22 protein-coding genes are annotated in these 24958 nt (G+C 41.6%); all 22 read left to right on the forward strand.

Annotated features, from left to right (window positions below; genetic code table 11):
* Positions 1 to 62 precede the first annotated feature (62 nt).
* The 22 genes from EL241_RS01370 (at position 63) to EL241_RS01475 (ending at position 24952) form a co-directional block, all read left to right on the forward strand.
* Complete coding sequence (locus EL241_RS01370) at positions 63 to 2798, forward strand: immunoglobulin-like domain-containing protein (RefSeq protein WP_036103467.1); 2736 nt, start codon at positions 63 to 65, stop codon at positions 2796 to 2798.
* A 72-nt stretch (positions 2799 to 2870) separates the two neighbouring features.
* The gene (locus tag EL241_RS01375; RefSeq protein WP_170166131.1) at positions 2871 to 3359 is read left to right on the forward strand and encodes a DUF4352 domain-containing protein; all 489 of its coding nucleotides are present in this window, start codon (positions 2871 to 2873) and stop codon (positions 3357 to 3359) included.
* A 19-nt stretch (positions 3360 to 3378) separates the two neighbouring features.
* Complete coding sequence (locus tag EL241_RS01380; protein ID WP_036103686.1) at positions 3379 to 4656, forward strand: nucleotide sugar dehydrogenase; 1278 nt, start codon at positions 3379 to 3381, stop codon at positions 4654 to 4656.
* Between the two features lie 30 nt (positions 4657 to 4686).
* Positions 4687 to 5889, forward strand: a complete 1203-nt coding sequence (locus tag EL241_RS01385; RefSeq protein WP_036103470.1) for a glycosyltransferase family 4 protein — start codon at positions 4687 to 4689, stop codon at positions 5887 to 5889.
* Entirely contained in the window at positions 5876 to 7123 is a 1248-nt protein-coding gene (locus EL241_RS01390) for a glycosyltransferase (RefSeq protein ID WP_126320681.1), read from the forward strand. The genes EL241_RS01385 and EL241_RS01390 overlap by 14 nt, the downstream gene beginning before the upstream one ends.
* Positions 7123 to 7827: a hypothetical protein gene (locus tag EL241_RS01395; protein ID WP_036103473.1), complete on the forward strand. Its 705-nt coding sequence runs from the start codon at positions 7123 to 7125 to the stop codon at positions 7825 to 7827. Before EL241_RS01390 ends, EL241_RS01395 begins: the two co-directional genes overlap by 1 nt.
* Positions 7788 to 9965: a CgeB family protein gene (locus EL241_RS01400; protein WP_232020841.1), complete on the forward strand. Its 2178-nt coding sequence runs from the start codon at positions 7788 to 7790 to the stop codon at positions 9963 to 9965. The genes EL241_RS01395 and EL241_RS01400 overlap by 40 nt, the downstream gene beginning before the upstream one ends.
* A 16-nt stretch (positions 9966 to 9981) precedes the next feature.
* A complete protein-coding gene (locus EL241_RS13740) occupies positions 9982 to 12123 on the forward strand; it encodes a glycosyltransferase family protein (protein WP_036103476.1) in 2142 nt (713 codons plus the stop codon).
* A 16-nt stretch (positions 12124 to 12139) separates the two neighbouring features.
* Positions 12140 to 12469 carry a hypothetical protein gene (locus tag EL241_RS01410; RefSeq protein WP_126320282.1) on the forward strand — a complete coding sequence of 110 codons (330 nt, stop codon included), beginning with the start codon at positions 12140 to 12142 and terminating at the stop codon, positions 12467 to 12469.
* Positions 12470 to 12486: 17 nt separating this feature from the next.
* On the forward strand, positions 12487 to 13299 hold the full coding sequence (locus tag EL241_RS01415) for an alpha/beta hydrolase (protein WP_036103482.1): 813 nt from the start codon (positions 12487 to 12489) through the stop codon (positions 13297 to 13299).
* Complete coding sequence (locus EL241_RS01420; protein ID WP_036103485.1) at positions 13296 to 14342, forward strand: prolyl oligopeptidase family serine peptidase; 1047 nt, start codon at positions 13296 to 13298, stop codon at positions 14340 to 14342. Before EL241_RS01415 ends, EL241_RS01420 begins: the two co-directional genes overlap by 4 nt.
* A gap of 6 nt (positions 14343 to 14348) precedes the next feature.
* Entirely contained in the window at positions 14349 to 15158 is an 810-nt protein-coding gene (locus EL241_RS01425; RefSeq protein WP_126320283.1) for an ABC transporter permease, read from the forward strand.
* A gap of 13 nt (positions 15159 to 15171) precedes the next feature.
* Positions 15172 to 16122, forward strand: a complete 951-nt coding sequence (locus EL241_RS01430; protein WP_126320284.1) for an ABC transporter ATP-binding protein — start codon at positions 15172 to 15174, stop codon at positions 16120 to 16122.
* A 15-nt stretch (positions 16123 to 16137) separates the two neighbouring features.
* Positions 16138 to 16971 (forward strand): alpha/beta hydrolase, encoded by an 834-nt coding sequence (locus tag EL241_RS01435; RefSeq protein ID WP_126320285.1) that lies wholly within the window; start codon positions 16138 to 16140, stop codon positions 16969 to 16971.
* Between the two features lie 20 nt (positions 16972 to 16991).
* A complete protein-coding gene (locus tag EL241_RS01440) occupies positions 16992 to 18959 on the forward strand; it encodes a MucBP domain-containing protein (protein ID WP_036103489.1) in 1968 nt (655 codons plus the stop codon).
* 195 nt (positions 18960 to 19154) lie between these two features.
* A complete protein-coding gene (locus tag EL241_RS01445; RefSeq protein ID WP_036103491.1) occupies positions 19155 to 20630 on the forward strand; it encodes a BglG family transcription antiterminator in 1476 nt (491 codons plus the stop codon).
* Entirely contained in the window at positions 20631 to 21092 is a 462-nt protein-coding gene (locus EL241_RS01450) for a PTS sugar transporter subunit IIA (protein WP_003757274.1), read from the forward strand.
* 13 nt (positions 21093 to 21105) lie between these two features.
* Positions 21106 to 21972 (forward strand): ketose-bisphosphate aldolase, encoded by an 867-nt coding sequence (locus tag EL241_RS01455; RefSeq protein WP_126320286.1) that lies wholly within the window; start codon positions 21106 to 21108, stop codon positions 21970 to 21972.
* Positions 21973 to 21993: 21 nt separating this feature from the next.
* Positions 21994 to 22302 carry a PTS fructose transporter subunit IIB gene (locus EL241_RS01460; RefSeq protein WP_036103493.1) on the forward strand — a complete coding sequence of 103 codons (309 nt, stop codon included), beginning with the start codon at positions 21994 to 21996 and terminating at the stop codon, positions 22300 to 22302.
* Positions 22303 to 22321: 19 nt separating this feature from the next.
* Positions 22322 to 23419: a PTS fructose transporter subunit IIC gene (locus tag EL241_RS01465; protein WP_003757277.1), complete on the forward strand. Its 1098-nt coding sequence runs from the start codon at positions 22322 to 22324 to the stop codon at positions 23417 to 23419.
* Between the two features lie 11 nt (positions 23420 to 23430).
* Positions 23431 to 23949 carry a D-lyxose/D-mannose family sugar isomerase gene (locus EL241_RS01470; protein WP_036103693.1) on the forward strand — a complete coding sequence of 173 codons (519 nt, stop codon included), beginning with the start codon at positions 23431 to 23433 and terminating at the stop codon, positions 23947 to 23949.
* 43 nt (positions 23950 to 23992) lie between these two features.
* A complete protein-coding gene (locus tag EL241_RS01475) occupies positions 23993 to 24952 on the forward strand; it encodes an aldose epimerase family protein (protein WP_036103495.1) in 960 nt (319 codons plus the stop codon).
* Positions 24953 to 24958 lie beyond the last annotated feature (6 nt).

The following is a 24958-nucleotide window of genomic DNA, read 5'->3' on the forward strand; positions in this document are numbered from 1 at the left end:
ATACAACATATCCAATCAGCTATTGGATAGAAATACAAAAGTAGAGGAGTAAGGAAAAGACAATGAGACAGATACTTAACAAAGGTTTAAAACTACTATTAGTCATGTTTATTGCTTTAACGCCATTTTATTCAATGATGGGCAATCATGTGAATGCTCATGCAGCAACTGCAAATGTTAAAGCCGATAGTGATGTACCACCAACACCAGAGAATGTAGAAAATTTAAAAGATGTATTTGAACCCGGTAATGGGAGTGCAAGTATTGATGATGATGGAAAGTCGATCAATCTAGCACAAGACTTTTACCAAGCAGGATCCATATTTGGTAATTACAAACTAGATCTAACTAAAGACTTTACATTATCTTCGTACCTATACTTTGGTAATTATGATGCAGAGAAAGCTTTTGCAGATGGAATTACGTTTACAATGCACAATGATAGCAGAGGAACGAAAGCATTAGGTGATAACGGAGAAGGCTTGGGTGCATATTCATGGACTGGTTCTTATATCCAAAACGCATTATCATTTGAATATGATTCCTATTACAACAGCAAAGACACTGGCTCAGGAGCATATCAATACGACCAAGATTTAAACCAAACACTTTATGGTCATACAGCTATCGTGACACCAGCAGATATTCCAAAGGATCAAGCTCAACCACATGAGGCAGTTAGCTACATCAATGATCAAATTGCCGATGGTACATGGAAAAAATTATCCATTCATTGGGATAAAGCAAATAATAAATTAACTTACACATTTAATGGTGTAAGCAACTCGAAAGTAATTGATCCGCAAAAAGCATTTAAATCCAACGAAGTGTATTGGGGATTCACAGGTTCAACAGGTGCTACATCAGGCGCACATGACTTCCTGATCGCAATCAACCAATTACCACAAATGCATAACGTAACAGCAGACTATGTGGATAAGAAAACTGGCGAAAAAATCCATGATCCTTATGCAAAACATGTCAAAGAAGGCGGAGCGTACAGCATTCCAAAAGAAGACATCGCAGACTACACGTTCGATTCATCTTCTGACAGCCTAACAGGAACAATGGGACAAGTAGACCGTCATGTTACGCTTTACTACAACAAAAAAGAAAATCATAAACTAGTTGCACATTATGTAGATAAAGCAACAGGCAAACAAATCAAAACAGACTACACTGCAGACGTCAAAGAAGGCGATGCTTACAATGTTCCAAAAGCAGCGATCACAGGCTATACATTTGATTCATCTTCTGAGAGCTTAACAGGAACAATGGGTGCGAGCGATAAAGAAATCACTGTTTACTACAACAAAGACATCGCAAAACACAAATTAACAGCACATTATGTAGATAAAGCAACAGGCAAACAAATCAAAACAGACTACACCGCAGATGTCAAAGAAGGCGACAAATATAATGTTCCAAAAGAGACGATTGCTGATTACACATACAATTCTTCTTCCGAGAGTCTAACAGGAACAATGGGTACGAGCGATAAAGAGATTACACTTTACTATGATAGAGTGCTAAAAGGAACAGTCACCGCAGATGACTTCGTTATCGCAGAAGATACAGCCGTTACTGGGACGTTCACTGGCGATGTTCATACTCTTAAAATTTACATCGATGGCAAATATCAAGGTATGAAAGTGGTAACTTCTAGTCCATATAGCTTGTACGTCGGACAAAAAATCTTGAAACTAGACCAAGACGTTGAAGTTGTTGCTTATGACGTCAACGGAAAAGAACTGGATCGTGCGAAAGTCAACATAGTTAAAGCGCAAGGTGTGTTATATCCAAACAGCTACAAAGTAGGAACAGATTCATACATTGACGGTACTTACACAGGCAATATTGCAAAAGTACGCGTGATCATTGATGGAAAAGATCTGACAACTGTACCTGTTAAAGAAGGTAAATTACACTATTATGCACGACCAAACATCACAAGCATTGATCAAGATGTCGAAATGGTCGCTTACAGTAAAAATGGTGTGGAATTAGATCGTAAAAAAGTGAAACTTGTTGCAGGAGCGGGAACAGTCAACCCGGCTGATTTCAAAGTCGGCTCTAGCCATATTACCGGAACAGCAACAGGTGATGTGAAAAAAGTAAGTATCATCGTAGACGGAAAAGAATACAGCAAAGCAGGCGTTACTGCAGACGGTAAATTCAGCTATTATGTTACAGATAAAGGCATTAAAGCAGACAGCAAAGTAGTTGCAGTTGGTTATAGCCAAAATGGTGAAGAATTAGACCGTAAGCCAGTAAATATCATCAATTTGTCCGGAACAGTGAAAGCTTATGATTTCAAAGTCGGCGATGCTTACATCAAAGGAACAGCAACAGGAGATGTAACAAATGTGAAAATCGTTGTGGATGGCAAAAATTATACGTCACCAGCGATGATCGCTAAAGACGGAAGCTTCCAATATTACGTAACAGATAAAGGTATCAAATCAGGCAGCAAAGTGGAAGTTATCGGCTATAGCAAAAACGGCACAGAACTTGATCGTAAGCAAGTGAAGATCAATGGTGCAACAGGAACGATCAAAGCAGATACTTTCAAAGTCGGCAGCTACTATATCACAGGAACAGCAACAGGTGATGTAACACGAGTAACAGTCAAAGTAGACAACAAAGATTATGCTGCATTAGCAGTTGTGAATGCAGACGGTACATTCAAATATTTCGTTAACGATAAAAACATCAAAGCAGATAGCAAAGTAGAAATGATCGGTAAAAACAGTTCAGGCGCAGTCATCACTTCTACAATCGTAAAAGTCGTTAAATAAGTTAGTTTGCATCAAGAGCTGTGGCTAGCCTGCAGCTCTTGATGTTCTAATCAATAGAATAGGATGGGTAATATGAAAACGAAAAAGATTTTATTCGGCATTATTGCGGCACTTACAGTCATTATGGTTGCCGGATGCAGCACGACAAGCAAACAGACAGATAAACAAAACGAACCCGCAAAACAAACAGAAAAAGTATCAAAAAAAGAAATGTCAGTTACTAAAACTGTAAACAACATGGATATGAAAATTGCAGATATCCAAACAACGGAAAATGGAAAAGGTAGCAAAAACATCGTCAACATCGAAATGAAGTTTGTGAATAATGACAGCACAGAAACTGGAGTAGGCGCATATGATTTCAAACTTAAAGCAGCAGATAAAACTTATGAAGTATCAGACAGCGGAAACAACTTCGGAGATACATTCAAACCTGGTAAAACATTGACGGGGCACATGTATTTTGAATTACCGAAAGATGTTAAAACCGCGCAATTGATCTATACACCACAAAAAAAAGAATTGGCAAACTGGAATATAGCTATTCCAGAAGCTAAATAATTTGGAAGAAGGGTTAACATTGAAAATAACAGTTGTTGGCTTAGGCTATATTGGATTACCTACTGCTATCATGTTCGCCAACCACGGACAACATGTGTACGGAATGGATGTTAATGAACTCGTCTTAGGGAAGCTTCGCAAAGGGCGTATCCACATCGAAGAACCAGGATTGCAAGCGGAATTAGACAAAGCACTCCAAAGCAATCACTTTCACGTAGGAACAGAAGCAGAAGCAGCGGATGCTTTTATTGTTTCTGTACCAACGCCTAACAATATGGACACTTATAAATCGTGCAACTTAGACTATGTCAAAAGCGCCGTAGAAACAATTTTACCAGTCATGGAAAAAGGAAATACACTCATCGTAGAATCAACAATTGCTCCGCGTTCCATGGAAGATCACATCAAACCAATGATCGAAGCAGAAGGCTTTGTCGTAGGGAAGGATATTTTCTTAGTACATTGTCCAGAACGCGTTCTTCCAGGTCAAGTCATCCACGAACTGATCCACAATAACCGAATCATCGGCGGTATGACAGAAGCATGTACACAAGCAGGAAAAGCGATCTACAGCATCTTTGTCCAAGGAGAACTGATCGAAACCAGTGCTTCCGAAGCAGAAATGTCGAAGCTGATGGAGAATACATTCCGAGATGTGAACATCGCCTTGGCGAATGAATTGGTAAAAGTTTGTGATGAACTCGATATCAATGCCCTGCATGTCATTGAGATGGCAAATAAGCATCCGCGTGTCAATCTGCATACACCAGGACCTGGCGTTGGCGGACATTGTCTAGCGGTCGATCCGTATTTCATTGCCGCGGAGGCTCCAAGTGTCTCGCCATTGATCCAAACTGCTCGTGCGATCAATTCTACGATGCCGACATTCATTGTCAAAAAGGTAGAACAATGGACTAAACATAAAGAAAAAGCAAAAATCGCGGTACTAGGGCTAACTTATAAAGGGGATATCGATGATATTCGCGAAAGCCCGGCCTTAGATATCTACCAAACATTAGAAAGCAATCCCGCTTATTCAGTAAAAGCATTTGATCCGCATGTCAAAGCACCGTTTGTAGAAAATAATCTGGACCAAACCGTCGATCAAGCAGATGTGGTACTGATCTTGACGGATCATAGTGAATTCAAAGCATTAGAACCAAGTGATTTTCATTTGGCTAAAAATGCGGTGATTCTAGACACCAAAGCAATCGCAACGAATTGCAAGACAATGGAAAACTATTACGACCTAGGAAACATTTCGAAGTCCAATGAAAAGGAATTGCTGCATATTTAAGGAGCAGGTGCCCACAAGTGGAGGTTGTTGATGAAAAAAGTACTGGTGATCACCCAAAATTTTCCGCCCGAAATCGGTAGTGCAGCTAACCGCATGAAACAGATCTGTATTCACTTGAGTAAGCAGTTCGACCTGCATGTTCTGACAACAGAACCGCAATATCCGCTTAGAGAGATATATCAAGGCAATGAATTTCGAGAAGATCTGGAAATAGACGCAACGATCCAGCGAGTAAAAGCAAGAACCGGACGATTTGAAAAGCACATGCTGTTTCGATTCTTCTTATATGCAGAAGTATTGATCAAGCTGATCTTCCAACTATTGAAAGATAAAGAGAAATATGATGTTGTATTCGTAACTTCTCCACCATTATCTATCCCACTTGTTGGATTGTTTGCCAAATTCAGATATAAAGCCAAATTTATTGTAGACATCCGAGATCTATGGCCGGAAACCTTAAAAGCGATGAAGGGCAGGGCCCCGTTTTTTCTAATGAAATTGGCACTGCCGATCGAAAAACATATCTATAAACGTGCAGATACGATTATTGTCAACAGTGAAGGTTTCATGCCTTACATTCAGGCTATTACGGGCATGCAGAAAAAAATCGTGTTCCTTCCAAACGGGCTGACAGAAGCAGAATTACAAGAAACGAAGAGAGAGAAAAATGAAGACATTACGATCATTTATGCTGGTAATATGGGACTCGCACAAGACATTTACCATTTGGTAAATCTGGCAGAACGCTTCAAAGAACAGCAGCAGATAAAATTCCGGCTGATTGGCTATGGAATTAAATACCAAGAGATCAAACAACAGATCCGAGATAAAAATTTGACCAATATCGATGTCTCACCCCCTGAACCAAGAGCGCATGTTTTACGGCACTTGCAAAAAGCCGATATCGCCTATCTTGGGCTGGATGCTCATCCGGTTTTCGGATCAGTCTTACCTGGGAAAGTGATTGACTACATGGGGATGGGACTTCCAATTATTGGTTTTGCTAGAGGCTATTCCAAAGAAATAATCACCAAAGTAGGCGCCGGCATCATTATAGATAGTGGGGACATGGATCAGTTGGCGGATGAACTGCAAGAGTTGGCAGTAAATAAAGAGAAAAGAGAAGCAATCGGGATAAGTGGCAGACAATATGCGAAGCAACACTATAATTGGCATAAAAATTTTGCTGCACTAAAACAAATAATCAATGAGGATGAAAATCATGACGCATAAAGTAACGATGTTCGTCTGGAATGAATTTTCTCATGACGCGAGAGTACTGCGTGAATGTACTGCACTGGCAGAAGCCGGTTATATAGTAAATTTGATAGCACTTCGAGGGAGAGCGCAACCACGCAAGGAACAACTCCGCGAAGGCTTTGTTGTATATCGAGTAAGATTTTGCTTGCCGACGGTAACCAAGATGTCGGAAGTTTTCTTGTTAGGACTGATAGCTGCATGTACAATGCGCTTTTTTCCGCTCACTACACTGGTGATTGGATCGCTGTTGGGACTGCTTTATGCAACAAAGCTAAAATATCTAGTCCGAAAATTAGTATTGATAGTCAAAATGATCGGTTATGGTCTGTTTTTAAAAACGACGATCTATCATGCTAATGATTTAAACACATTGCCGCAAGCAGTGATATGCGGGCGATTATTCAAACGAAAAAAAGTGGTGTTTGACTCGCATGAAATCAATACGAGCCGTTCTGGCTATAATCACCGCTTTTACGGAGATCTGGAAAGATGGTTGCTCCGTTATGTGACGATTTGTATTCATGAGAACCACACACGCGCTGCCTATATTCAAGCACGCTACCATTTTTATCCAGAAGTCGTGCACAATTATCCATTTGAAAATAAAGAAACAACCGTCGCTGACATCCATCAAGCATTGGATATCCCTAAGCATGAACCGATCTTGCTTTATCAAGGCGGGATCCAAACCGGGCGAGGGCTGAAACAACTGATCGAAGCAGTACCGGCTTTTCATCGCGGAGTTGTTGTATTGATCGGAGATGGAAAAATAAAAAGCGATCTACAAAGCATGGTTGCAAGCAGGGGCTTGACTGACCGAATAAAGTTTATTGCAAAAGTACCGGTTTTAGAATTGCCGGCATACACACGAGCAGCATATCTGGGATTTCAACTATTGAACAATACATGCTTCAATCATTATTCTGCCTCATCTAATAAGTTGTTTGAATATATGATGAGCGGCATTCCCGTCGTTGCTTGCGAGTTTCCGGAAATCAAAGGCGTAGTGGAAAAGGAACATACCGGTATCGTTGTCGATTCGCACGATCCCCAGTCGATCGCAGCCGGCGTCAATAATCTACTAGATAGTCCCACGCTGCGAGAACATTATCGCAATAATGCCTTACGGGCAAGAGAATCCTATAATTGGACAAAAGAAAAAAAGAGATTTTTAGCCATTTATGAAAAAGTAACGAGGTGTGAATAATGAAAGAAGATACGCTGCTATTCGATAATCAGAGGTTGGAAGCAGAGAACGATCGTTTACGAAAACAGCTGCAAACAGAAAAAAAGCAGGAAGTAGTGTATGCGGATTGGCTGACCAGCGAGCAAAAAGAACTTAAACAAACGGCACATCAATACCAGCAGGAGTTTGAAAATGCACTACTGGAAATCCATCAAAAACTGCTTGAAAAAGAGAAAGAAGCACATCAACACTTGGAACAGGAGATCATGCTGCGTACTGAAAAGGAACGAATGAAAGCGGAACAGCTGACTGCCCAATCAGAAATCAATAGGCTGGAGCAGCGGATTCGCGAATTAGAAACAAATTTGCAGAAAAGCAAGGAAGCAAATCAGCAATTGAACGACCGAAACAAGTTTGCTAATGAGAAACTGCGTGACCAAGAACAGCTGCTGACACAATTGCAAAATTCCCAAGCAGAATTAAGCAACTATAAACAAACTACCTTCGAGTTGCTGGAAAAGCAGAAGCAAGCGCTTGTCAGATTGTTTCACGATCAGCAGCAAGCAGAAGCGGAAGCGGAAAAGCTGCGTGATCGATTAGCAGATAAAACCAAGGCCTTCGCGCTATTAGAAGAAAAATATACACGAATGGCGAATACAAAAACAATGAAATGGACTGGGAGATATTGGAAACTAAGGAAAAAACTACTTTTCGCAACCAAATAAATGCATTATATGAGGAAATCAATCAGTTTGAAACGGAGATCATTGGAGAAATCCACCCGCAGCTAGTTTCCAAAGAAGCATTTTGTACTAGTGAAAATTGGTGGTATGTTCGAGAGGAAGGGCTGCACGCCTATGACGCTGATGGTTCACTTTTTTTCGCCAATGCCAATGAGAAAGCGAATTATACTTCTTTTAAAGAAACGAATGTCGCATTTTCAAGACTACCCAAACAGCCATTAGAAGTATTGCCGGGCGAAATGCTGATTATCCAAAGCGAAGCAGAAATATCACAAGGAATAACGATCAAATTAGCCGTGGCAGAATATTCGGCTGCGCGTAAAATAAAAACCTCTTTTGTAGAGATGAATAAGGAGCACCAGCTTACATTGGACAAAGAAACAACGGCGCTGCGTTTTGCTTTCAAAATTGTTGGAGCAGGGCTGGCGAAAATCAAGCATTTACAAGTGAATAGATTTTTTCAATCAAAGCGAGATGCTTCCATTCCTGCAAATGAAGATATACCAAACGATTGGCATTCTCTAAAGCGGATCAAGGATCTGAGGGTAGCCTGTATCCTGGATGAATTTACCATGACTAGTTTTGATAAGGTCGTCGATTTGATCACGTTCACTCCGAATAACTGGCAAGAAGTCTTGACCGAAGCCAGACCGCATCTTCTTTTTGTAGAGTCAGCATGGCATGGAAATGGTGATACATGGCAATATAAGATCGGTAAATACAGCAATGATGAGCGGAAAGAATTGAAGGCATTATTAGCATGGTGCCAAGAGCGTGATATCCCCACTGTTTTTTGGAATAAAGAAGATCCGATCCACTATGAAAAATTTATCGATAGCGCAAAACGCTTTGATTATATTTATACAACGGACGCAAATAAAATACCGGATTATCAGAAACAGGCCAAGCACGAGCGTGTTTTTGCCTTGCCTTTTGCTGCAGAACCTTCGCAGCATAATCCGATCCAATTAGGTATCCCAAAAGAAGACAAAGTTTGTTTTGCCGGTTCTTATTATGCGAACCGCCATATAGAGAGACGCGAAAAAATGGATGAGATGCTGGCGATCAGTGCAGATTATGGTTTAGTCATTTATGACCGGAATTTTGAACGGACGGAAGAAGAATTTCTCTTTCCGAAACAATTTCGTGAAAATGTCGTCGGTAGCTTGCCGTATAAAGACATTGCCAAGGCCTATAAAGGCTATCGCTACATCTTGAATGTCAACAGCGTCATTGATTCGCCCACGATGTTTTCACGGCGCGTCTTTGAGGGGCTGGCATCAGGAACACCGATTTTAAGCAGTTACTCGAAAGGAATCGAGGAGATCTTCGGGAATATCGTGATGATCGCTCAGAATCCGCGGGAATTGCAGAAACAATTAGCAGCGATGCGCACGAATGAAACGGCTTATCGAGAAAAAACACTGCTCGGTATCCGGGAAGTATATGAGAAACATACGTATCAAAAACGAATGGCATTTATCTTGGATAACATGGGCGTTACGATCGCAGACGAAGAGCCTTCTGTTGCAGTTATTGCCAAAGTAGATACCACCAAGGATATCGAGGCTGCCATTGAACAATTTGAACGGCAAACCTATTTGACGAAAAAGCTGATTCTCTTGGTAGATGACTTAACGGAAATACAAACGATGATCAATCGCTACTCGAGCGAACAGGTCGAGATTTGTATCTTAGATTATACCAAGCACTATACGAAATTACGTACGTTTACAGAAAGCTCGTATCTGGCTTATTTCGATTCCGCGAATCATTATGGGGAAAATTACCTCAAAGACCTGATGATCGCTACGAAATATACACAAGCCGATTTTATTGGAAAAGCAAGCTATTATGAAGCCACGGAAAATAAGCTAGTGTGCAAGCAAGCAGAAGTAGAATACCAGTTTGTAACAAGCTTATGGCCGGATCGATCGATCATGAGTACCAGCTTTCCCTTTGAAGGAACAGTTTACGACAGTTTAAAAGCGTGGATAAATAAGGAAGACTTGTCTGCTTATTTTGCAAAAGGGGCGCAGCTCTTCAGTGCCGATAAATTCAATTTTATCGAGAATGGCCAAACTTTAGCAGAGGCAGACAAAGCAAATATTGGGTTATAAGTGAAAGGTGTCAATAATGAGAGAATTACGAGTATTACTGTATGGAGATATCAATTTTAATATGATGGACGGTTCAGCAGTTTGGCTGAGTTCGATGGGAACCATGCTTAGTCAGAATCCGAGTGTTCGAGTGGATCTGCTGCTGAAAACAGAGGATCAAAATCAGCGTTTTACTGGAGCACTTAGCAAGATCCCGAATTTACGGCTTATTAGAGCACATCAAGATTTTGGCCGCGTTCCTTATAAGGCAGGGCACTGTTTGAGTGTAGCAGAGGCAGTGGAGTTGATGAAGCGCTTAAACACAGAGCATCCATATGATCTGATCATTGTCAGAGGATTTGCCTTAGTACGGGAGATCATGAAAGATGATGTGCTCACTGCTAAAACGGTGCCGTACTTGACGGACTTCAAGCATGATCAGCGTTCGACTCCGGAAGAAAGAAAAGATTTGCAAGCTGTCTACGAGCGGTTTGATCACCTGTTTTTACAGACAAAAGAAACGAAGGCAGCTTTCCAAAAATTGATTGGCGTAGATGGCGGGAAAATCGAACTCCTCTATCCGATGGTACCTGATAATCCTGAGATCCCAAGTTTCCGTAATCAGCATAATCGTATGATCTACAGCGGAAAATTCCATGTCGACTGGTATACCGAAGAAATCCTTTCTGCGGTCCAAAAAATGCGCCAAACCAATCCGGAGATCACCTATCAGATCGTCGGCGATAAATTCCAAGATGTATTACGGACAAAAGAACGAAGGGAACCGATCGTGCAAGCATTAAAAACGACAGAAGGACTGACTTGGCACGGTGCGATCCCGCGCGAAGATTGCCAAGAGCTGATCAAAGAAGCCGATCTTGGGATCAGTTGGCGGAGCAAGTATATTGATAATGACGATAGTGTCGAACTCTCCAGCAAATTATTGGAATACGGCCGTTTGGGCAAACCGGCCTTAGTAAGAAGGACAGTTATGCATGAAGCCATACTGGGAGCCGATTACCCACTGTTTGTCGATACAGAAGCAGATTTTATCCAGAAATCCACCGCAATCCTGCAAGATCCGGCACTGTATAAAAAGGCAGCCAAACAGATTTATGCTGCCAGCAAACAATTTACATTCCAAGCTGCCTACGAGCGATTAAAACCTTTTTTATGGTCATTTAAAAAAGAGCCGATCAAAATCGTTTTCGCCGGTCATGATTTGAAATTTGCCGCGATGATCATGACATACTTCAAACAAAATCCAGCTTTTGAAGTGAAAATCGACCAGTGGGATTCCCATAGCAAACATGATGAAAAGCACAGCGAGGCATGTGTGAAGTGGGCAGATATCGTTTTTTGCGAGTGGGGACTCGGCAATGCGGTCTGGTATTCCAAACATAAGCAGCAGAATCAAAAATTGCTTGTCCGCATGCACTTTCAAGAGAAAGATCTGGCCTTCCCACAGCAAATGGATGTCGACAAAGTCGATAAGATCATCGTTATCACACCATATATGCTGGAAGAGTTCCACCGTATTTTCGGAATTCCTCGTAGCAAAATGATGTATTTTGATAATTTGATCGATGCTGAAAAACTAGATGCAGCAAAACTGTCCGGATCAGAATTCCACTTGGGCATCTGCGGTATTTTGCCAGCTCGCAAACGGCTTGATCTGGCCGTTGACATCTTAGAAAAATTATGGGAAAAAGACTCGCGCTATAAATTATTTGTCAAAAGCAAAATGCCGCAGGAGCTTCCTTGGCTGATGGCGAGGGAGACAGAGCGAACCTATTATGAGCAATTATTTGCTCGAATCGAGAAAGCGCCGTGGAAAGAAAATGTTATTTTTGACGAGCACGGTAATGATGTGCACGACTGGCTGCGCAAAATCGGTTATTTCTTATCCGTCAGCGACTATGAAGGTTCTCATGTAGCGGTCTCAGAAGGTATCGCCAGCGGTAGTTTCCCAGTTATCCGTGATTGGAAAGGGGCAGATACTATTTATCCAGCAGCCTATATACACCCAAATATTGATGCAATGGCGGATTATATTGCCACACACGACCGTGGAAGGAAGGAAGCGCAAGCACTTAAAGATTATGCGAAAGAAAAATTTGATAAACAAAGCATTGTTAAACAAATCGAAACACTCATTACACAATTATTTACAAGCTAAGAAAGAGGCCAGACAAATGAAAAAAAGGATGAAAAGTAAAATGAAAAAAAGCAATCCGCTTATCAAAGAGGTCCAATTATTTTTAGTAGGAGATAAATTACAAATGAAATGCCAGCTCACTAAGCAAAAGACAAAAGAAGCCTTTACCTACGCTTTTTATGTGTACAAAGCTGGAAAAGAAGAAGCTGTTTTTAAATCAAAATACACACCTTACAACACTTACGAATTACCGATCACAGAGGCAGGAAGCTATCGAGTGAAAGTTTTTGTGAAGAAGGAACAAACCAATGAAGTCGTGACCCAAACGAGCGATGCCGTGCAACGTACGATCGTGGCAGATTTTTGAGCAGAGGAGAATTAGCTATGTTACATGGTAAACATATTCAAAATGGAAATAAAACATTGATAATCGTTTTCCAAAATGCGGCAAAACCTCTTAATGATGCCATTCCAGCTATTTATGCAGACACGATGGCACAGCACGAGGTGGCAAAACTGCATGCTCGCTATACCTGGATGAAATTTGCGACAAATTTTCCGGAAGCAGACTACTTATTTATCCAAGATCATTTTTCGAAATGTTATGGCTGGTATTTTATCGATGGAGGCAAGTTTGTCCACGAAGCTTTGAATCAAGAACTGACAAGCCTGATCCAGAAATATCAGTATGAAAAAGTGATCGCTTTTGGTTCAAGCAAAGGCGGGACGGGTGCGCTTCTTTATGGATTGATCAATCCACTTATCACACATGTGTTTTCGTTAGTTCCTCAAATATATGTGGCTGATTATCTGCAAGTACTATGTCCAAATGAAAAACATCTATTTCTAGGATCAGATCCGCATTTTTCCGAACAAGTCAATCAGTTCTTTTTTAAAGAGGCGATCACAAATCGGAAAAGTAAGGCAGCCATTTATCTCTATACAGGGACAAACGATATCCAATATGCGCCTCTGGTAAAGTATCATCAATTCTTGAAAGAGCATGGAGTCGATTCGCATCTTGTTGTCAACGATGCAGAGGACCGGCACACCCAATTAGTCAATCAATATACGGCATTTATCTATAATGTTTTAAAAAATATGACACGGAGCAAGCAGTATGCAGGAGAAAAGCAATTGATTGAAGTCGATCGGCATACGTACTTGTTAAGAGGAAAACAGGTGATAAAATCATGAAAATCAAACTTAATCGCATGCCGATGAAATACAGTCACGGAAAATTAAAACTGATTTTTAGCGTTCCGGCGAAGAAAATCGAGAACTTGACCTACGCATACTATATCTATCAAGACGGTAAAGCAATCCAAAAAATCTGGTATCAGCCCTTGGAGACCGTGACGACCATTCAGGTAGAGCCACTATTTAGCGGGGCTTACCAGCTACGGCTATTTGTCAAAGAAGGCGATACGATTATTTACAATGAATTGACAGAAACACTGAACATCGACTGTAAAAATCAAGCTTTGCTCACCACGACACTGGCAGATGAAAAAATCTTCTTTAATGATGTTCCGGTGAAGTATCTTTTCCAGCCGGCAGAGGGGGCGTCAGATACCCTGCTACTATCCTTTTCGGGGCTTTATTCGACCGAATTCCAAGGGGGGCCACCTGTCTATAATCATATCCGGACGCTGGAGCCTGTCAATGTGCATAAATTATTTCTATTGGATTCCTATCAAGAGCAATTCTGCTATTATGTAGGCTTTAATCGAGAACATGATTTTGAGCGGGCAGTGATCGCGCTGATCACAAAAATAGCGAATCAATACAATATCTCCGCCAAGCGTATCATTGCGACTGGATCAAGCAAAGGCGGCGCTGCGGCACTTTATTATAGTGTGAAATATAACTTCGGTAAGGCGATTATCGGGGCACCACAGATATACATCGCTGATTACTTGAATAAACGTGCCAACTCACCTTCTATGCGAGAGCGCTATGAACGTCTGCTTGGCGAAAATCAGCAACAAGGTCAGCGCTTCTGGAATCAATTGATCTTGCATGAAGTCGCAGTCGCTGAGAAATTTCCGGACATGTATTTTCACGTTGGCGAAGGCGATTTTCACTATCCACAACATCTGGCGCCGCTTCTGCAGCATTTGGACAAACGCGGAGTTGCCTACCAGTTAGATTTGGAAAGTTATGAAAATCATAGTGATACGGGCCTATATTTTGCTCCGTTTTTATTGCGGACAATCCAAGCGCTCGTTAGGAAGTAGGAAGACATGAAAGAAGTATACCGCATTGCTCGGGAACAATGGCAACATCTTGATACAATTATTCGGTTAACAAAATACGACAAAAAATCGGCGCATCAAAGTCATTATTTGGGACTGTTTTGGGAATTTTTAAGTCCGGCTATCCAAATTGCGATTTATTATATCGTTTTCGGGCTCAGGCTTCATGGCAAGACGATGTTGGATTCTGACGTACCTTATATCTATTGGATGCTGATGGGGGTTATCCCGTGGTTTTATATCAGTTCAAGCATCGTAACAGGAGCTAATGCGATCTACAGTAATTTAGGTTCGATTATGAAAACCAATTTTCCGATCAGCATCCTTCCTTCTATCTCGATCGTCAAAGGGCTGACGAGTTATTTCTCTATGCTCAGCATTTTTCTGGGTTGCTTTATCCTCCAAGGCTATTATCCAACCTGGCAGTGGCTGCAGTTTTTTTACTATTTTATCGCTATGATCGTGTTGTTATTTGCCTTTTCTTTGTTGAATTCGGCGATTTCAGTCGTATTTCGTGATTATCAGCTTATTATCAGTTCTATGATGCGACTGTTGTTCTTTATTTCTGGTGCCGTTATCGATATTTCGGAAAAACCGCATTCTTTGATCACCGAGCTTCTACGGCTGAATCCATTCGTGTATTTGATTGAAGGGTTCCGCGATGCCTTTTTGGACCGTGGCTGGTTTTGGCAAGATCCGTGGTGGCTGCTTTATTTTTGGGGAGTAACAGGGCTGATTTTGTTTATTGGCGCACAAGTTCATAAGGCCTATAAAAATTATTTTATCGAGTATATGTAAAGGAGCAGTTCAAATGGAAGTAGCAGTGAAAATCGAGAAAGTAAGCAAGCGGTTCAGTTTAGAAAAGAAAAAAGCAGAATACTGGCTGCGAAATCCTTTCCGTAAGAAACGTTATCCTGTTTTTCAAGCATTAGAAGATATTTCATTTGAGGTCGGAAAGGGAGAAACAGTAGGGCTGATCGGACTGAACGGCTCTGGGAAATCAACGCTCTCCAATCTGATCGCCGGGTTGACACAGCCGACAGAAGGAACGATCACACGCGAAGGAGTGGTATCGTTACTCGCTATCGGAGCGGGGCTGAAACCTAATTTAACAGGGCGTGAAAATATTTATCTGAAAATGCTTTTAATGGGTTATAAAAAGAAAGAGATCGAACAGCATCTCGAAGACATTATTACTTTCACAGAGCTGCATGCTTTTATAGATCAACCTATCAAACAATATTCCAGCGGTATGAAGGCAAAGTTGGGATTTGGCATAGCGGTGCAGATCGATCCCGATATATTGATCATCGACGAAGCGCTTGCAGTTGGAGATCAGACTTTCTATGAGAAATGTCTACGGAAGATCGCTACATTCAAACAAGCAGGCAAGACGATCTTCTTCGTGAGCCATTCCATCAGTCAAATAAAAGAAATGTGCGACAAAACAGCTTGGCTCCATTACGGCACTTTAAAGGCATATGGCGAGAGCGAATCGGTATGCCTTGAGTACAGCAAGTTTGTCCATCAATTCAATAAATGGAGTTTGGATGAGCGCAAAGCATACCAACTCCAACAAATGGCAGCCCAGCGTATGGATGATCAATGGTTGACATTTGGGGTAAGAACGAAAAGAGCCATGCTCTCGCAGTTTTTTTATGTGAGTGTCTTTCTTCTGATCATTGGATACAGCGCTGTTAGGATGAATGGATTTTCGCTACATCAAATCCTCACGATCATCCAAGAAAATCTGCATTTTTAGGAAAGGAGGAAAATAATGAGTATACGATTTGAAGGCAAACATATCCAAAATGGATCAAGTACATTAGTTGTTGTCATGCAAGGCGCGTTTACAAAAATAAATCAGGACTACGCAGACAAAGTATCTGCTGGATCGATACCGGCAGAAGCAGTCAAAAAGGTGCATCAATACTATCACTTTATGAAACTTTCGCAAAGAGGATTGCCAGCCGATTTCTTTTATCTGGAAGACTACTATTCGGGGCTATATGGCTGGTATTTATTTGATAATGGAAGGTTTATTTATGAGGAGATCAGTCAGCATCTGACCAAAATGATCCAGCAGCATGGATATACACGAGTAATTCTGATCGGAAGTTCCAAAGGCGGCGCTGGTGCAGTGACGTTGGGACTTACCAATCCTTATATCGATGATGTTTTCTGCTTAGTTCCCGATTTGACGATCTCCGTTCATCCATTTGGAGATAGTGGGAAAAAGCTGTTTTTTGGAGGGGATCCAGACTTTGAGGCGCAGGTGATGCGATTTTTTAAGACGGAACAGCCATTTGCACATTTAGAAGAAAAAAAGAAAAATGTCCAGTTTCATTTTTTCACAGGAGTACGCGATTATGGTTTCCAAGCCATTTCGCAGTTCCGCCGCGTGTTAACAGAAAAATATGGGATCAACAACCATCTGATGATCATGCCGACGCCCGAAGCGCACAGTCCGTTGATCAAAGGGCATAATAATTTGATGAATGAACTGATGATCGACCTTATCCAAGGGAGAGAAATGTATCGTACGGATTATTTTACAGCTGTAGCGGAGGCTACATATATCGTGACGTATAAAGCAATAGGGATCAAGTGAGAGAGGGAGAGAAGGAATACATGCAAAAGTTCATAACTAGTTTGGTGATCATGGTACTGCTGATAACGGGGACGAGCCAGTTTTCAAGCTATCAAGTACACGCAGCTGGAGGGTTTCAGCTTACAGCAGAATATGTCGATCAGGATACTGGCGGGAAAATCAAAGCTGATTATACAACAGAAATAGCAGCAGACGAAACATACCAAATACCGGCTGATGTTCCGGGATATGAGTTAGAAGCGACATCAGCTCCATTGACTGGAAAACTGACTAGTGATACGATCATCCAACTGATGTATAAAAAACAAGCCGAGTATCATGTAACAGCTCATTATTTAGATGCCGATACAGGAAATAAGCTACATGCAGATTACGTCACAACGGGGATAACAGGGGCCACCTATACGATCCCTGCTATCACGGTGGATGGTTACAAATTAGAATCAGAGCCATCTTTACTTACAGGAACGATTGCTGATGCAGACAAAGAGATAACCATCTATTATAAAAAACAAATCCAAACACACAAACTAACTGCCCACTATATCGATAAAGATACCGGAGCAAAACTACACGATGATTATACGGTCGAACTGAAAGAAGGAGAAAGCTACAGTGTTCCGGAATACGAGATCGATCAATTCGTTTTCCAATCTGTCACGGATTCTCCGCAAGGTGTGATGGGGAAGACGGATAAAGAAATGACCTTCCGTTATATTAAAGATGCAGCAGGCAAACTGTCGGCAAATCTTTACACTATCAATAAAGACAGCTCCGTAACAGGAACCGCAGAAGGGGATATTTATCAAATCTGTCTGATCGTGAATCGTAAATTTACACCATTTATGAAAGTGAATGGCGATTTTGAGTATCCGGCCGAAAAATACATCACTTCTCCAGACCAAGATGTTTGGGTAGTCGCCTATGATCGGCATGGCAAAGAGTTAGACCGCGTTCAAGTACCTGTAAAATTAAAAAGTATTATTACCGCGACAACCTTTACCATAGATAAAGACAGCTACATCCAAGGAACGTATAAAGGAGTCATTCGTAAAGTCGCCATCCAAATCGACGGCATCAAACAAAAAGCCATTTCTGTAAGTAACGGGACTTACAAGTATTATGCCGGCAACAAGATCACTTCGCAAAAGCAAGATATAGAAGTGATTGGCTATGGTGCTGATGGAGAAGAACTGGATCGTACGAAACTATCGCTGGCAGAAGATGCAGGAATATTGCAGCTACAGCCGTTCAAAATCGGCTCCGGCAGTTATATCGAAGGGACAGCTACCGCTTCGATCACAAAGGCATACGTGGAAGTAGACGGCAAAAAAATGACAACCGTTCCCGTGAAAAACGGTAAGATCCATTACTATACATCCAATCTGATTCAAAGCAAAAAACAACAAGTAACAGTAGTCGGACTTAACCGTTATGGAAAAGAGCTGGACCGTAAGCCGCTTGTCTTAAGTGAAACAGCCGGCACTATCACACCAGATGTCTACAAAATGGGGGACAGTTATTTGACTGGTCATATAAGCGGCGATGTCCAAAAGGTGACCGTCCAGATCGATTCGCAGGTCTATGCTACGATCTCCGTTACGAATGGGGAGTTCCGCTATTATATCGGTAACAAGATCAACACCACGGATCAACAAGTGAAACTTATCGGCAGAGACAAATTAAACCGAATAATCACCTCTGCCCCGGTGGAGATCCAAGCACAGAGCGGCACCGTGGAAACAAATGCTTTTACAGTGGGGGAATCTTATATAACCGGTATAGCGACAGGTGACGTCAAGAAAGTGACTGTTGAGGTAGACGGAAAATCCTTTACTACGATTCCGGCAAGCGGCGAGTTTCGTTATTATGTCAAAGGACTCGGTATTTCTGCAAACAGTAAGGTAGCAGTCGTTGGGAAAAACAATCACAATCAAGAACTTGCCCGAACAGAAGTAACGATTTTAGAAAATAAAAAAGCTTTATAAGTAGCTTTTCTCACGCTTATGAGCGAATATTAAAGAAAGAACTAGCAGATCCAATGCTAGTTTCTTTTTTTACTTAATAAATAAGAAAAGGAGTGATTGGATGCGGAGATAGGATCAGATTGTCCGTAACTATAGACATAAACTGAAATGTAAGCGAATACAATAACGATATAATAAGGTCAAGAGGTGAGGGACATGATATTCAGTTCTAAAGAAAATCTTTTACTCAATCATCTAAACTTTGAAGAATTTGTTTCTGCGAAATACCTATCAAAAGAATTATATGTTTCCTCGAAGACGATCTACCGGATCGTCAAGCGGATCAACGAGATCTCTTTAAAAGATTACCACGTCCCACTCGTAGATTCAGAAGCAGGAAAGGGATACAAACTGAATAACTTTTTTCTCAATAAAGATATTTACTCTGTTGTTCCGATAAAAGAGGAAAATGACTTATTTGATGAAGTACTGACACTACTTTTTAAACATCCGAAAAAAACGGTGCGTAGAAGTTTACCTAATTATGAATACTTGAGCGAGAGTTCACGAGTTCGAAAAATGAAAAAGATCGGTGCGATCGTCAGCCGTTTTGAATTGAATCTACACTATGATCAGGATTTTATCTGGCTGAGCGGAAAAGAAACGAATATTCGTAAAGCGATCAATAGTTTATTGCTGGAAATCAACAAAAACAATAGTTTGGGCGAAATCAACGTCGAGATCAACAATCTCGATAAATACTTTATCGACAGTCAGATCGCCCTGATCGAAGAAAAAATCGGTGAATACATCAACTATCCTTATGACGTCGCCCTTTACACACACATTTTCATGCTGATCAAACGCTACCGTGATGGCAAAGTGCGCTACTTGGAAAGTCAGGAACCGCTCGAAAACGATGAACGGCTTTTGATGGAAGCCAATTCAGATATTAAGGAAGTGGCAGAAAAAATCGTCAAAAATGTCACAGAATACGTTGGCGTTGCTTTAAACGAGCTGGAAACGTATTTCCTATTTCAAAATGTCTATTCTATCAATATCCAAAAACGTGAAAGCAGCCATATCGATAAGAAACTTGCCGAAGAGATCACGACAACTTACATTACTCGATTTTTCGGCATCAGTGATATCAGTCTGCTACCTTCGCAAAGATCACTTTATGAAGACCTCTATCAGCATGTTTTACCCATGCTCAGCCGATTACGGCTTGGGATCGGGATCGAAAACAATATGTTGGATGAAGTGATCTCTGAATACCGCGACACCTATTTAAAAGTAAAAGCGGCATCTAATGAAATAAATAAAGAACTAGCATTCGAGAAAAAAATCAACAATGCCGAAACGGGCTACATCACCCTTTACTTTGAAAAATACAAGATCAAACAAAAGGAACAGAAAAACCTCTTGTTGATTTGTTCCACAGGAGTCGGAACCTCAGAACTTCTCAAAATAAGAGTCCAGCAGCGCTTTCCCGACTTGAATATCGTCGCGACCATGAGCCAGCGCCAAGCCAGGAAAAACTTGGATTTTATCAACGAAAATATCGATTTGATTTTTTCTACGATCCGAGTACCGATGCAGATCGGCAAGATCCCAGTTCTCAATATTGGACCGCTGCTTACAGAAAAAGATATCCAAACGATCAATTACTTTTTTAAGGAGATGAATTAAATGGAAGTACTTGAATTAGAAAAAATCGTCCATAAAAATCTACTGCGTATCAATTCAGAAGCCAACAGCAAAGCAGAGATCTTAGAAGAATTAGGGGATCTGCTGGAGCAGGAAGGCTATATCTCAAATAAAAAAATGTTTCTTGACGACGTTTATTTACGCGAAACAGAAGGCGAAACGGGAATCGGCGAAGGGATTGCGATCCCGCATGGGAAATCAGAAGCAGTGCTGGAAACGACCGTTGCCATTGCCACACTGAAGCGTGAGATCGAATGGGAAACACTGGATGGAGGTGGTGTCAGTGTTGTTATTCTTTTCGCAGTAAGAGATACAGACGCAAATACGACGCACATTTTATTGCTGCAGAAAATCGCCATTCTATTAGCGGACGAAACATTTATCGAGAACTTGAAAAAAGTTCAGACGATAGATGGTTTGTATAGATTGATCACTAAATCTTAAAGGAGAGATAATAATGTTAGTAAGCGGAAAAGAAATTTTGGGAGTAGCAAATGAACATGGATTCGCGGTGCCGGCTTTCAATGCAGGTTCAGGACAACTTTTAAATGCGGTGATGGAAGCTTGCGAAGAGGCGCAGTCTCCCGTTATGATCGCGATCCATCCAGATGAATTGAGTTTTCTGACAGACAGTTTTGTCGACCAAGTCAAATTCTTAGGCAACCACAGCAAGGTACCTGTTTGTATCCATTTAGACCACGGTGCTAGCTATGAACAAGTGATTCATGCCATTCAATTAGGATTTACATCTGTTATGATCGACGCTTCTCACTTATCATTTGAAGAAAATATTGCTATCACAAAAAAAGTCGTAGCAGCGGCGCATCCGGTCGGAGTATCGGTAGAGGCAGAACTTGGAACGATCGGCGACACTGGGAATACTGTTGAAGGCGGCGTGACCGAGGTCATTTATACAGATCCAGAAGTTGCGAAAGACTTTATCGAGCAAACAGACGTAGATAGTTTAGCTGTGGCGATCGGAACAGCTCATGGGATCTATCCGAAAAATCTTGATCCGAAACTGCGACTTGATATTTTAGAAGATATTGCCGGTCGCGTAGACATTCCGCTTGTATTGCATGGCGGTTCTAGTAATCCAGACGATGAGATCCGCACGGCTGTAACGATGGGGATCAACAAGATCAATATCTCAAGCGATATCAAAATCGTATTCGCGAATAAATTACGGGAAGTTTTAAATGGCGGGAACAGCGAGATCCGCGAGCCAAATGTCTTATTCCCAGCGTGTATGGAAGAAACGAAAAAAGTAGCACTTGAAAAGATCCATTTATTCAAGTCGAATGATAAAGTGAAGTATTACTAAATCGCAAAGGAGTGTTTGTTGATGAAAATCGTAGGAATCGCAGCTTGTACTGCGGGTATCGCCCACACTTATATCGCGAAAGAAAAATTGATCAAAGCAGGTACAAGCAGAGGTCATGAAGTAGCAATCGAAACACAAGGTCTGTCGGGGACACAAGATCCCTTGACGGACCAAGAGATCCGCGAAGCAGATGTCGTGGTGATCGCAGCGGATATCAAGATTGGCGGCAGAGAACGCTTTTTAGGTAAAAAGATCGTGGAAGTACCAACTGGACTTGTTGTAAAATCCCCAACCAAGCTGATCGAAAAATTAGAAGAGCTGAAAGTATAAAAAGTAGGAGGTAAGTTTGATGGAAGCACTCAAAAACATAGGTTTTAAAAAGCATTTAATGACAGCGATCTCATTCTTTTTGCCCATTGTAGTAGCTTCAGGTTTTTTGCTTGCAATCGGAAATATGCTAGGCGGCGAAACGATCGAAAAATTCAAAGAAGGTTTTTCTTTTGCGGATGCAATGACCACCATGGGTGGCTACGGCCTTGGACTTTTGCCGATGATCGTATCCACAGCGATTGCCTACTCCATTTCGGATAAGCCGGGTATTGCACCAGGCTTGATCGTCGGGATGGTTGCGAACGGTATTGGCGCAGGTTTTCTAGGCGGGTTAGTCGGCGGATATATTGCTGGTATTGTGGTTTTACTTATTACAGCTTTCATTAAAGTACCTAGCTGGATGCAAGGGCTGATGCCGACACTTGTCATTCCATTCCTAAGTTCTTTTATCGCCGGACTGGTCATGTATTACATTATCGGGACGCCAATCAACTGGTTTACCGGTTTGATCACTGACTACTTAGGCGGCTTGAATACTTCTTCGCTCTTCGTTTACGGAGCGATCATCGGGATCTTATCTTCAATCGACTATGGCGGCGCGATCAATAAAGTTGTTTTCGCATTTGTGTTTGCCATGTTTTCCGAAGGGATCTATGAACCGATCACCGTATTGATATTAGCATCGATGGTAACACCTTTTGGGCTTACAATGGCTTATTTTATCGGGAAAGTCATCCGCAAGAATATTTTTAATCGTCAGGAGATAGAAACATTGAAGACCGCTTTTCCAATGGGGATCTGCCAGATTACAGAAGGTTGTTTCCCGATCGTATTGAATGACTTGTTACGAAATGTCATTGCCACAGGTATCGGCGGCGCGATTGGCGGCGGGCTCAGCATGTTATGGGGCGCAGACAGTCACATCCCGGCATCAGGAATGTTTGCTATTCCGACGATGACTCACCCGTGGGCATTTTTGGCAGCGCTACTGATTGGCTCGCTTGCGACCGCTGTATCGATCTTGATCTTGAAAAAACGTGTTGACCCGAATGCAGAAGTTATTGTGGAAGAAAAAGAAGAAGACGATATCTCATGGGACGATATGAAAATCAGCTGATTGGAGGATCAATGATGAAAGACTATGAAGCACGCGTCAAAAAAGCATTCTTGGACTCCGGGATTGCATTGACGGAATCAGAATTAAACCGTATCGATTTTGCCGATTTTGGGCTTGATAATATCGAAACAGAAGCACTTAACTTGATTGTCTATATCAATAACGACCGCTATTGTGCCAAAGAGATGGTACTTTTGCCGAAACAAACATGTCCAGAACACCGGCACCCTCCAAAAGGAGATATTCCCGGGAAGCAGGAAACATTCCGTTGCAGAAAAGGGAGCGTCTACTTATATGTGGAAGGCCCTGAGCCAGAAGGCGGGATCGCCAGCGAGATACCGCCAGGAAAAGATGCTTATTATACTGTCAGACATGAAATCATTTTATATCCTGGCGATCAATACACGATCGATCCAAATATCAAACATTGGTTTCAAGCAGGTGCAGAAGGGGCAGTCATCTCAGAATTTTCTTCTCCGAGCGACGATGAGAGCGATGTCTTTACGGACCCCAATATTGTAAGAGTTTGAGACAAGGTGCGCCTTGTCTCTCTTTTTTAAAGGAGGAAAATCATTGCATACTTATACACTGGAAAATGATGCGATCCACTTGGAATTTTTGGATCATGGCGGAATCATCACCAAATTGATCAATCGGAAGACCAATACAAATTATGTGCTTCATTATACGGATATAGAAAAATATGTGCAAAATCCTCATTTTTTCGGTGCTATGATCGGTCGAAACGCTGGGCGGACATTCCCGCCGTTTTATCGAAATGCAGTTGGAGATCTCGTGACGCTAGATCAGAATGAAGGCGGTATTCATTTGCACGGCGGCAAACATGGCTTGCATCAAGTAAAATGGCAAGTTGAAAGAATCGACACAGATCGGTATTCACTCACTTATCAAGATGATTTTTCTGATTATGAGCCTGCTTCGATTCAAATCATTTATAAATTGCAGGCGAATCATTTTATAATAGAGATTAGCGGATACGCCGCTGAGCCTACCGTTTTTAATTTGACCAACCATATGTATTTCAATTTAAATCAAGAAACAGCTGCGACTATAGAAACACATTGGCTGCAAACCGAAGACGCAAAGTTGCAGCTCATCGATGAGCAATGTGTCCCGACAGGAGAATTGGCTGATTTGGATGATCCGCTTTATCAAGCATTTGATTTCAGAACGAGGAAACAGGTGGGAGAAGCACTTCAAATCGGCACAGAACTCTCTGAGATATGTGCGGGAGGTATTGATCTGGCGTACTATTTTCCGAAAAAAAGCGAAACGCTACCTCGAATCATTTTGCAGTCCGCTGATCGGAAGAATCAACTGAAGATCCGGACAAATCAAGAAGCAGCTGTGATCTACACACTGAATAAAGTAGCAGAGCCAAACCAAGAAAACATTCGTAAATTCGGCGGCATCACTTTTGAAATGCAGCGTCTGCCGAATTATCTGCAGAGTGGATCAGCCGACAAACTTAGGCAGCATTATACTGCGTTTACAGATTATGAGTTGATATAGGAGGGA

The organism is Listeria grayi (assembly GCF_900638015.1).
Classification (GTDB): Bacteria; Bacillota; Bacilli; order Lactobacillales; family Listeriaceae; genus Listeria; species Listeria grayi.